Source organism: Acinetobacter sp. YK3 (genome assembly GCF_001729365.1).
In the GTDB taxonomy this organism is placed as follows: Bacteria; Pseudomonadota; Gammaproteobacteria; order Pseudomonadales; family Moraxellaceae; genus Acinetobacter; species Acinetobacter vivianii.
Map to the genome: position 1 here is coordinate 37,259 of NZ_LZPJ01000006.1, position 11,560 is coordinate 48,818.

Sequence of the window (11,560 nt, forward strand, 5' to 3'; positions counted from 1 at the left end):
TTGGCGGATTTCTAAAATGCTACGTGATAAGCCCGAAATTAGGAATCTTTGATCATTGAGAAAAAACTCAAAATATAGATAAATGTACAAGGGGAGTTGTAAGTCTCAGGATTCGCTGTCGCATTCACGTCAAACTCTGTTCAATGAACAAAAAATAGCGTTACAATGCAGTGTTTTTAAATGACCACAAACAACTCCTTAATTTATATAAATCAGGAAAGCATAATCCTATGTCACGTCTTGCCACTCGTTTTGAACAGCTTAAATCTCAGCAACGTAAAGCGCTTGTTTCTTATGTAATGGCAGGTGATCCGCATCCACAGGTAACTGTTCCATTGCTTCATCAAATGGTAGAAGCGGGCGTTGATGTCATTGAACTGGGTCTTCCATTCTCTGACCCGATGGCAGATGGTCCCGTGATTGCTTTAGCGGCTGAACGTGCTTTGGCAGGTGGAACCAATACTTTAGATGCATTGAATATGGTGAAAGCCTTTCGTGAAAAAGATCAAACGACACCAGTGGTATTAATGGGATATTTAAATCCTGTTGAAGTCATTGGTTATGAAAAGTTTGTTGCTTATGCGAAAGACTGTGGCGTTGATGGTGTGCTTTTGGTGGACTTACCACCTGAAGAATCTCAGCAATTAGGTGAAGTTCTTAAACAAAATGGAATGGATCAGATATTTTTGCTCGCGCCGACCTCAACAGACCAGCGTATTCAACATGTGGTAAATCAGGCAAGTGGCTTTGTTTACTATGTGTCATTAAAAGGTGTGACAGGTGCGGCAACTTTAGATACTTCTGAAGCAGCAGCGCGTATTGCAAAAATTAAATCTAAAACCAATGTGCCAGTCGGTGTCGGTTTTGGAATTAGTGATGCAGCGTCTGCAAAAGCGATGGGTCAGGTTGCCGATGCCGTTATTGTAGGAAGTGCTTTCGTTAAATCTTTTGCGACATTGCCAGCCGATGAAGCTGCGCAACAGACGGTGAATAAAGTGAAGGAGCTTCGAGCTGCGCTCGATGAGTTAGTATGAGTCAAGAGTTAACATCAGGGAAGGTTCTTAACCCTTCAACACCTTGGACTGAGCGTCATGTCCCTGGTATTCAGGTTGCAGATCAACAGCAAACATTTAAAGCGACCTTTACTGAGCCTACGATTGAATGTCCTGAGTGCCATGCACTGGTGACACGTACTGCCATGTCATTTAATGCCTATGTGTGTCCTCAATGTGATGAACACTTACGTATGCGTGCACGTGATCGTCTGAACTGGTTCTTTGATCAGGTGAATGGCGAATTAGGTCAGGAATTTAATGCCAAAGATCCATTAAAGTTTGTGGACAGCAAACCTTATCCAGATCGTATGCGTGAAGCCCAAGACAAAACCGGTGAGACTGAAGCACTTGTGGTGATGCAAGGTTCGCTTAAAGGTTTAGACCTTGTTGCTTGTGCCTTTGACTTTGATTTCATGGGCGGTTCAATGGGTACGGTTGTGGGCGACCGTTTTGTACAAGCGGCTGAACGTGCAATTGCATTGCATCAACCGATGATCTGTTTTGCTGCTTCTGGCGGTGCGCGTATGCAGGAAGGTATGTTGTCCTTAATGCAAATGGCGCGTACTGCGGCTGCTATCCAGAAAATGAAAGAAGCACGTGTGCCTTATGTTGTGGTACTAACCCATCCTGTATATGGTGGTGTGACTGCTTCATTGGCGATGCTGGGTGATGTACATATCGCTGAACCGAAGGCGATGATTGGCTTTGCGGGTAAACGTGTGATTGAACAAACGGTACGTGAGAAACTGGAAGAACCGTTCCAACGTGCAGAATATTTGCTTGATCATGGTGTGGTCGATCAAATTGTTCATCGTCACGCATTACGTGATACTGTATACAGACTTGTTGCAAAACTGATGAACTTACCTTGAAACCGCACGCTCCACATTCAACGGATACATTAACAACATGGCTCGATTATTGGGGCCATGTTCATGTTACAGGCATTGATTTAGGTTTAGAGCGCGTTATTCCTGTGGCTGAAAAGCTGGGTGTAATGCAACCTGAGGCGAAAGTATTTACAGTCGCAGGCACTAATGGCAAAGGCTCGACTACGACAACTTTAGCTGCAATTTTAAATGCACAAGGTTATAAGGTTGGACTTTACCAGTCACCGCATATTTACCGTTTTAATGAGCGAGTGAAGCTGGCGGGTATGGAGGCTGATGATCAGACTCTGGTAGATGCTTTTGTACAGGTCGATCAGGCTCGCCGTGAATGTGGATTAAGCCTTTCTTTTTTTGAAGCAACCACTTTGGCTGCTTTTTTGATTTTTAAACAGCAGCAATGTGATGTCTGGGTGCTTGAAGTCGGTCTTGGTGGCCGTCTTGATGTGGTTAATGTGATTGATCCAGACGTTGCTGTCATTACCAATATCGGTTTAGATCATGTCGATTGGCTCGGCGATACGGTCGAAAAAATCGCATTTGAAAAAGCGGGAATCATTCGTCCGAATATTCCAGTGGTTTTTGCAGGGCAACAACAACTTCCGCAAGCCATTCAAGATAAAGTGGTTGAAACCCAAGCGCAGTTATATACACTCAATCAAGATTATTTCTATCAGCTAGATGAAGATGGTCAAACATGGTCATTTGCATCTTCTGGTAGCACTTTAAAGCTTCCCGTTGGACAGCTTGCCTTAGATAATATTTCAACTGCGGTTGCCGCTGTACTGGTGAGTGGGATTGAAGTATCACAACACGCCATTGCAACGGGTATTCAGCAGGCTCGTCTACAAGGCCGTTTTGAAATTAGACAAATTCAGGATAAAACGGTTATTTTTGATGCTGGGCACAATGCGCATGGTGTCGAATTTTTATTGAAGCAGTTGCGAAAATTCTTAAAATACAATAAACAGTACACAGAAGTTGTTGCAGTATTTTCAATGTTGGCAGATAAAGACATTCCATCTGTCACTGATTTACTAAAAACAACAGTAAAAGATTGGTTTATTGCTAATTTAGATGTGCCTAGAGCCGCACCAATGCAACAGATTCAAGACGCATTGCAAGGGCAACAGGTCCATGAGTTCGGCAGTATCCAGCAAGCGTTTGAAACTGTGCTGAAACAAGGTAATAACAATCAGCTGATTTTAGTCTGTGGTTCGTTTCATACTTTAGAAGCGGTCTGGGAGTATTTAGAAGAATGTCGATGAATAACAAACAACGTTGGATGGGTGGCGTTGTTCTATTAGGAGGTGGTGTTTTATTGGCCGCATTACTTCTTAAAGGTAATGAAGAAATAGAGCAAGATCATACGCAAGCTAACGTTACTCATCCTATTCCCAAAACAGAGTCTAAGCCAAAAACTGCTCAGCCTGCCCAAGAGAGTGAAATGGTTTCATTACAACCTTTAGCGGTTGATGTTGAAACAGAAAAACGTTTGCTTGAAGAACAACGTCGCTCTCGTGAAAAAGCGGTTGCTGAACAAGAGGCGCGTGCAGCTGAATTTTTAAAAATGCAGCAGCAAGCAGAAGCAGCGGCGGCTCGTAAAGCGGCTGAAGAATACGCGGCAATCAATGCACGCCGTACTGCTGCACAAGAAAGTTCAGACAATATTCCACCTGAACTGGTTGAAGATGAAAAAGCAAAAGCAAAACGAATTGCTGAAGACAAACGCAAAGCGGATGAAAAGAAGCGAGCGGAACAGTTAAAAGCAGATCAGCAAAAGACGACTGATGCTGATAAAAAGCTAGCGGAAGATAAACGTAAAGCAGAAGCGGCAAAGAAAGCGGAAGCTGATCGTAAAGCTGCGGAAGACAAACGTAGGGCAGAGGCAGACAAAAAAGCTGCGGAAGACAAGCGTAAAGCAGAAGCGGATAAAAAAGCTGCCGAAGATAAACGTAAAGCAGAAGCAGACAAGAAAGCTGCGGAAGATAAACGTAAGGCCGAGGCAGATAAGAAAGCCGCTGAAGATAAACGCAAGGCAGAAGCAGACAAGAAAGCTGCTGAAGATAAGCGTAAGGCTGAAGCAGACAAGAAAGCAGAAGCTGAAAAAGCTCGCGATCTTATGGAAAATGGCGATAAGAAATGGATGGTACAAGTGGCACTGGCTGCAAATCAGGCCAATGCAGATGCTGTCGTTTCAAAATTACGCGCTAAAGGCTATAAGGTGACAACTAGCCCGACATCTAAAGGGATTCGTATCATGGTTGGCCCAGCCAAAGATCGTGATACGGCAGATACTACCCGTAAGAAAATTACCTCAGATGATAGTCTGAATATGAAATCAGCTTGGGTGATTGATTGGGTTCCGCTTGACCAGCGATAAATGCTGATCTTCCCCTAGACAAATTTGAAAAATCTCGCAGGTATTAGCTACCCTGCGAGTATTCTCTTGAATTGGGGAAACAATGTGAACATAAATACTGATATTCAGATATTAGAGCGGTTTATTTTTGAATCTGTTTCTGCGATTAGTGCACTATCTGGTGTTGCTTGTGTGGGGGAGGATCTTTATTTTGTAGGTGACGATGTTCGTTACTTACTCAAAACCAACCGAAACAATAGCATGGTTAGTGCAACGGCCTTTGAAAAAATTCCATTATTTGAACAATCCGAACCAATATCACTTATCCCACTGAGCAAAGAAAAAAAGCCTGATTTTGAAGCATTAACTTGCCTCATCTTTAACGGACAGCCACAGTTATTGATTATGGGTTCGGGTTCTACGGAAAATCGTAAACAAGCATTACTCTATAATCCTGCCAATGATCAGGTCGAAAATTTTTTAGATGCGGTGGATTATCACTTTTTAGAAAATAGTGCTGAATTAACGAATGGAGCTGACCTCAATATAGAGGCGGTATGCTCAGATAGTCATCATCTTTATATCTTTCAACGGGGCAATATTAATCGCCATCATGGTGTTTTAGTCTTTGATTTAGCCAAAATACAACAAGAGAAATCGTTAGAAAATGCGCTTATAAATTCGTTCAATCTCAACTTGCCTGAGATTGAGGGCGCTGCAAGCGGGATTTCTGATGCCTATTTTTTTGTGGATAAAAAACTAATTATTGCCACGGCTGCGGTTGAGCAAACATTAAATACCTATGATGATGGTGATGTCTTGGGGAGTTTTATTTTGTTGTTCTCTCCAGATGGTCAAGCTTTATCGAGTCATTTAATTCAGGATGTAGAAAGCAAAACGCTACCTATTAAAGTTGAAGGGATTACGTGGCTTGAGTCGCGACCTGATGGCGAAGTATTTTTATTGGTCACCGACAGTGACGGTGGCAATTCTGAAATTTTGAAAGTATTGCTGAGCAGTTCTGCTTTTGAAAAACCACAAAATTAAGCCAAGTATGCTTTGTTGGGTAATTATTCTCACTGAATTTAAGTTAATCAGATCGACAAAATGCGACTGATTAAATAAACCTTTTCATCTAACCAGTAGCATTTTGTCTATAAAAAATAAATGTCTTAACGAGATGGATTCGACAGTTGTTGTTGAATCCATTTTACATTTTCAGGGCTAAGCAAATGATCGATATTCTTCCAGATCACATGAAAGCCATAGCCGCCTTGCTTCATTTCTTTTACTGCATCCTCAATCGACCAGTGTTCAAAAATAATGCGGTACATGGCAATGGTCGCACCTGTACGGTCTGAACCATGATAGCAATGGATCAATACTTTTTGATTGTGCTGTTTCGCGGTTTGAATGGCACGCATCGCTTGTAATAAGTCTTCACGATTGATTGCCCAGGTATAAATCGGGATATGGACCAGATTAAAGGGTTGATCTTTGAGAACTTTTGCATCTTCATTTCGAGCACGAAGATTGATGACAGTATCAATGTTGTACTGTTTTAAGCTTGGAATTAATTCATTACTCGGCTGATCGCTACGAAACACATCATTGCTGATTTGATAGAAGTTATGTGTATTGGAAATCAATGTTCCCCAATTTTTAGGGCGTTGTTCATCATCCAGACTTGGATGTTTCATGCAACCACCCATGCTGAGGGTGGAAATAAGTGTCAGGGCAATGAGTGTTTTTTTCATAAGATGGATTGATAGCGACTGAATTCAACGGGATCGTGCGCACAAATTAACTCAATCTTGGGTTCATGTTGAGCAAGATATTGTAAGCGTTTTAGGTTATGCACACGCTGCTGGTTATCTTCAGCCAATAAGCGTTCGGTGAGGTCGAGTGCTCTGAGTTTATTTTTAGGGTTGAGCTCTAAGTGGGAAAAGTAAGCATCGCCACAAAAGAGAATCCAGCCATCCTGTTTTTTAATTGCAATGCCTGAGTGCCCAAGTGTATGTCCGAGCAACGGCACCATGAGAATTTCATCCTGAAAGAACGGAAGGCCTTTCACATGCTGGAGATTGAACCAGTTTTCACCATCGTTATGTTCTGCAAAGCTCCAATGTCGATGCTGTTTAAACTGCTCGGTTTTATAACGTAGTTTCCCTTTGGCAGATAATGTCTGGGTCGCATTAAATTCTGAGGCTAGCACATGTACGGTTGCATGGGGAAAATCAGAGATACCGCCCGCATGGTCGAAATCTAGATGTGTCACAAAAATATGTTTTACATCGTTGGGACTAAAGCCGAGTTGCTGAATCTGTTGAATGGCACTGAGTTTCAGGTTCGGCACAATAGAACCAAATTGAGTCAGCAGGTTGCCCAGACGTTGTTCAGTATGTAAATAGTCTTGTAAGCCCAAACCTGTATCAATCAGAACCAGACCACGATCAGTCTCAATCAATAGGCAATGACAAACCAGATGAGCTTTCCAACCTTTTTGTCCGAATAAGGGCGCACAGACAGGGCAGAAGCTACCACAATGCAGATGATAAATGTTATAGATCATGATGATTTTTATTGTGTTTCGGATCGAATTATTCTTATAACGTATTGATTAAAAAATACCAAAACAAATTTGAGTCTGGCATTAAAAAGCCTATCGTTGAGATAGGCTTGATATGTCGTCTTGCACTGCGATTGAAGCTTTCGCTTTAATCTCTTAGCTCACAGCATAGCTGTTTACCTTCTTGCGAAGCTTTAGTCACTTCTCAGGAACGAGCGTTGCTCGTTTTTAATTACTACACACTTCGTTTTTCTTGCACTGCGATTAAAGCTTTCACTTTAATCTCTTAACTCACAGCATAGCTGTTCACCTTCTTGCGAAGCTTTAGTCGCTTCTCAGGAACGAGCGTTGCTCGTTTGATCCTCACTCAGGCTGGGGCGTGAGTCTTAGATACGGTTTAACTGCCTTATAGCCTTTCGGGAAGCGTTGTTTGATTTCTTCTTCATCTTTCAATGATGGCACAATCACTACATCTTCACCCTGTTGCCAGTTTGCTGGTGTTGCAACTTTGTGATTATCGGTGAGTTGAAGTGAATCGACCACGCGCAACACTTCATTAAAATTACGCCCTGTTGACGCTGGATAGGTAATGATCAAACGCACTTTTTTATTCGGATCAATAATGACCAATGAACGAACAGTTAAGGTTTCACTGGCATTGGGATGAATAAATCCATAAAGTTCAGATACTTTACGATCTTTGTCTGCAATGATTGGAAAATTAACCGTGGTATTCTGGGTTTCATTAATGTCTTGAATCCAGCCTTTGTGCGATTCCACATCATCAACAGAAAGGGCGATGGCTTTTACACCACGCTTGTTAAATTCATCTTTCAGCTTGGCTGTGTAACCCAGCTCGGTGGTACAGACTGGCGTATAATCCGCTGGATGGGAAAATAGAATACCCCAGCTATCGCCTAAAAAACCATAGAAATCAATGGTGCCTTCGCTTGATTCTTGCTGGAAATTTGGGGCAGTGTCGCCTAAACGTAATGTCATGATTAGTCCTCTATACTTTTTTCTATGTCGTTTCTCTATTCAATATGCAGCATCCACTTTATAAATAAAATTATTGTTTTTGTATTTTGTTATGAACTTTTGAGATATTGCTTATGGATCTTGTTAAAAAATGAGCAGAAATTCACATTGAAGTCGATGTAAGTTAAATGCAAATTTGCTACATTAACGCTCTTTAGTTGTGTGATGTCAGAATCGCCTCGCAGATTTTTTTACCTGTTTGGATGCAAAGCACTTGTAGTTCTTATTTCTGACTCCATAATAACAGCTAAGAAAAAATTAACCGACCTAGGGTTTGTTGTTATTGACGAACCTTATAACAAACAGGATTAGAGAGTTTATTCATGTTGGCAAGTCTGATCGGAGGTATCTTCGGTACAAAAAATGAGCGCGAGCTCAAACGCATGCGTAAAATTGTTGAACAAATTAATGCGCTTGAACCGACGATATCTGCTCTTAACGATGCAGACCTCTCTGCAAAAACTCCAGAATTCAAACAACGTTTTAGTAATGGCGAAAGTTTAGATAAATTATTGCCAGAAGCTTTTGCTGTTTGTCGTGAAGCGGCAAAGCGTGTCATGGGTATGCGTCACTATGACGTGCAGTTGATTGGTGGTATTACCTTGCACGAAGGTAAAATTGCCGAGATGCGTACAGGTGAAGGTAAAACCCTGATGGGTACTTTGGCTTGTTATCTCAATGCATTGAGTGGTCAGGGCGTTCACGTGATTACCGTGAATGATTACTTGGCACAACGTGATGCCGAGTTAAACCGTCCATTATTCGAATTTTTAGGCTTGAGCATTGGTGTGATTTACTCAATGCAAATGCCTGATGAAAAAGCACAAGCCTATACTTCCGATATTACTTACGGTACCAACAACGAATTTGGTTTCGATTATCTTCGTGACAACATGGTGTTTTCTCTACAAGAGAAAAAACAGCGTGGCCTAAGCTATGCCATTATCGATGAAGTCGATTCGATCTTGATTGATGAAGCGCGTACACCATTGATTATTTCTGGTCAAAGCGAAGATTCATCTCATTTGTATGAACTCATCAACAGTATTCCTCCAACATTACGCCCACAGAAAGAAGAAAAAGTGGCTGATGGCGGACATTTCTGGGTAGATGAAAAACAGCGCTCAGTTGAAATGACTGAAGTGGGTTATGAAACAGTAGAACAGAAACTCATTGAAATGGGTCTGTTGGCTGAAGGTGAAAGTCTGTATTCAGCAACGAACCTGAATCTGGTTCATCATGTGACTGCTGCAATCCGTGCACACTATTTGTATCAAAAGAACGTGCATTACATCATTGGTATTAATCCTCAAACGCAAAAAGAAGAAGTGATTATTGTCGATGAGAGCACGGGTCGTACTATGCCTGGTCGCCGTTGGTCTGAAGGTCTGCATCAAGCGGTTGAAGCCAAAGAAAACATGGAAATTCAGCCAGAAAACCAGACACTTGCAACTACAACTTTCCAGAATTATTTCCGTCTTTATAAAAAGCTGTCAGGTATGACCGGTACTGCCGATACTGAAGCTGCGGAAATGAAAGAAATTTATGGTCTGGATGTGGTGATTATTCCAACCCACCGTCCAATGGTACGTGTCGATCATAACGATTTAATCTATTTAAACCGTAATGGTAAATACACTGCGATTATTGAAGAAATTACCAAGATTCGTCAGCAAGGTGTTGCGCCGATCCTGATTGGTACAGCAACCATTGAAGCCAGTGAAATCTTATCTGCCAAGTTGTTACAGGCGGGTATCCATCACGAAGTCCTTAACGCGAAACAGCATGAGCGTGAAGCGGACATTATTGCGCAAGCGGGTAGTCCGAATGCGGTTACGATCGCAACTAACATGGCGGGTCGTGGTACCGATATTTTACTGGGTGGTAACTGGAAAGCAAAACTTGCCAAAATTGAAAATGCGACACCTGAAGATGAAGCACGTTTACAGGCACAATGGGAAAAAGATCACGAAGACGTTTTAAGTTCGGGTGGTTTGCATATCATTGGTTCTGAACGTCATGAATCACGTCGTATTGATAACCAGTTGCGTGGTCGTGCAGGTCGTCAGGGTGACCCTGGTGTCTCTCGTTTCTATTTATCGCTTGAAGATGACTTGATGCGTATCTTCGCGGGTGACCGTGTCGTAGGCATGATGCGTGCGATGGGCTTACAAGAAAGCGAAGCGATTGAACACAAAATGGTGAGCCGTTCGATTGAAAATGCGCAACGTAAAGTTGAAGCACGTAACTTCGATATTCGTAAGAACCTATTGAAGTACGATGATGTCAATAACGAACAACGTAAGATCATTTACTCACAACGTGATGAAGTCTTGGCAGAAAGTACACTACAAGACTATATCGAAGAAATGCATCACGAAGTCGTAAAAGGCTTAATCGCTAACTTTATTCCACCTGAATCGATTCATGATCAGTGGGATATCGAAGGTCTGGAAGGTGCGTTACAGTCTGACCTCGGTATCGAATTGCCAGTACAGCAATGGCTGGATCAAGATCGCCGTTTAGATGAAGAAGGCTTGATTGAGCGTATTTCAGATGAAGTGGTTTCTCGTTATCGCCAGCGCCGTGAACAAATGGGTGATGAATCGGCAGCAATGCTTGAACGTCACTTCATGTTGAATTCGCTGGATCGTCATTGGAAAGATCATTTGGCGGCAATGGATTACTTGCGTCAAGGGATTCATTTGCGCGGTTATGCACAAAAGAACCCTGAGCAAGAATACAAGAAAGAAGCATTCAACTTATTCGTGAATATGTTGGGTATTATCAAATCTGATGTAGTAACTGACTTATCTCGTGTTCATGTACCGACTGCGGAAGAATTGGCGGAACTTGAAGCTCAACAACAACGTCAGGCTGAATCAATGCGTCTTTCATTTGAACATGATGATGTGGATGGCTTAACGGGTGAGGTAACGGCTTCTGAGGAAACAGAAGGCTTTACAGACAATGCGCCATTCCCAGTACCAGAAAGCCGTAATGCGCCTTGCCCATGTGGTTCAGGCTTAAAATATAAGCAATGTCACGGTAAAATCTAAAGCTGGATTTTAGATTGCACTAAAATAAAAAAGCAGAGCATTGGACTCTGCTTTTTTACGATAAATAACTTGAGTCAATGACAGCTTTGTAGTTTCATTATTGAACTTACAGATCTTGATTGAATTCGCATTAAAAGCGGGAAGACAATGAAAAAACCATTACAACTTTTAATTTTAGCAAGTGCTGCAGTGTCAGGTTTTGCATTTGCAGCTGAAGCACCACAAACTACAACTGTCGATAAAGTATTGGCAGCAAAAGGTAGTAACACAGCAGAAGCACAAGTCAAACGTGAAGTGACGACTGTCGTGAGTCCACGTACTGGTATTCGCTATACGTTGGGTGAAACAGGTAACCGTCCAATCGTATTGCAAACTGCGGCAATTGCACCAGCAAACTCTGCAAACATCAATCGTATTGTGGCATCAAACCCGGCATTGTCTGCAAAAAGCCAAGAGAAAGCGAAGATTGCTTTGATTGGTGAGACTGCTGTTCAAGCTGCGAATGCGGCTGCTGCACAAACTGCTGGCGCGCAAACAGCTCAAGCGATTCAATAAATCATCGTTTTAAAATAAAAAAGAGATGCAATTGC

At 42.1% G+C, this 11,560-nt stretch carries 10 protein-coding genes; 7 read left to right on the top strand and 3 right to left on the bottom strand.

Annotated features, from left to right (window positions below; translation table 11 throughout):
• The first annotated feature begins 230 nt into the window (after positions 1-230).
• The 5 genes from trpA (at position 231) to A9Z07_RS01185 (ending at position 5,351) form a co-directional block, all read left to right on the top strand.
• A complete protein-coding gene (gene trpA, locus A9Z07_RS01165; RefSeq protein ID WP_005259451.1) occupies positions 231-1,034 on the top strand; it encodes a tryptophan synthase subunit alpha in 804 nt (267 codons plus the stop codon).
• A complete protein-coding gene (accD, locus tag A9Z07_RS01170; RefSeq protein WP_004775442.1) occupies positions 1,031-1,927 on the top strand; it encodes an acetyl-CoA carboxylase, carboxyltransferase subunit beta in 897 nt (298 codons plus the stop codon). The genes trpA and accD overlap by 4 nt, the downstream gene beginning before the upstream one ends.
• Positions 1,924-3,210, top strand: a complete 1,287-nt coding sequence (folC, locus tag A9Z07_RS01175) for a bifunctional tetrahydrofolate synthase/dihydrofolate synthase (RefSeq protein ID WP_069576278.1) — start codon at positions 1,924-1,926, stop codon at positions 3,208-3,210. The genes accD and folC overlap by 4 nt, the downstream gene beginning before the upstream one ends.
• Positions 3,201-4,325: an SPOR domain-containing protein gene (locus A9Z07_RS01180; RefSeq protein WP_069576280.1), complete on the top strand. Its 1,125-nt coding sequence runs from the start codon at positions 3,201-3,203 to the stop codon at positions 4,323-4,325. The genes folC and A9Z07_RS01180 overlap by 10 nt, the downstream gene beginning before the upstream one ends.
• 90 nt (positions 4,326-4,415) lie before the next feature.
• Positions 4,416-5,351, top strand: a complete 936-nt coding sequence (locus tag A9Z07_RS01185) for a DUF6929 family protein (RefSeq protein ID WP_047429506.1) — start codon at positions 4,416-4,418, stop codon at positions 5,349-5,351.
• A gap of 125 nt (positions 5,352-5,476) precedes the next feature.
• Here the strand turns inward: A9Z07_RS01185 and A9Z07_RS01190 are convergent, their stop codons facing one another.
• From A9Z07_RS01190 to A9Z07_RS01200, 3 genes are all read right to left on the bottom strand, one after another.
• A complete protein-coding gene (locus tag A9Z07_RS01190; RefSeq protein WP_047429391.1) occupies positions 5,477-6,061 on the bottom strand; it encodes a dual specificity protein phosphatase family protein in 585 nt (194 codons plus the stop codon).
• Positions 6,058-6,876, bottom strand: a complete 819-nt coding sequence (locus A9Z07_RS01195) for an MBL fold metallo-hydrolase (protein WP_069576282.1) — start codon at positions 6,874-6,876, stop codon at positions 6,058-6,060. Before A9Z07_RS01195 ends, A9Z07_RS01190 begins: the two co-directional genes overlap by 4 nt.
• Before the next feature lie 360 nt (positions 6,877-7,236).
• Positions 7,237-7,872, bottom strand: coding sequence for a peroxiredoxin (locus A9Z07_RS01200; protein ID WP_069576284.1), 636 nt, complete (start codon positions 7,870-7,872; stop codon positions 7,237-7,239).
• A 362-nt stretch (positions 7,873-8,234) separates the two neighbouring features.
• Between A9Z07_RS01200 and secA the strand changes: the two genes are divergently transcribed.
• Together secA and A9Z07_RS01210 are read left to right on the top strand one after the other, a co-directional pair.
• Positions 8,235-10,970 carry a preprotein translocase subunit SecA gene (gene secA / locus A9Z07_RS01205; RefSeq protein ID WP_047429399.1) on the top strand — a complete coding sequence of 912 codons (2,736 nt, stop codon included), beginning with the start codon at positions 8,235-8,237 and terminating at the stop codon, positions 10,968-10,970.
• Positions 10,971-11,117: 147 nt separating this feature from the next.
• On the top strand, positions 11,118-11,525 hold the full coding sequence (locus tag A9Z07_RS01210) for a hypothetical protein (protein WP_004775435.1): 408 nt from the start codon (positions 11,118-11,120) through the stop codon (positions 11,523-11,525).
• Positions 11,526-11,560 lie beyond the last annotated feature (35 nt).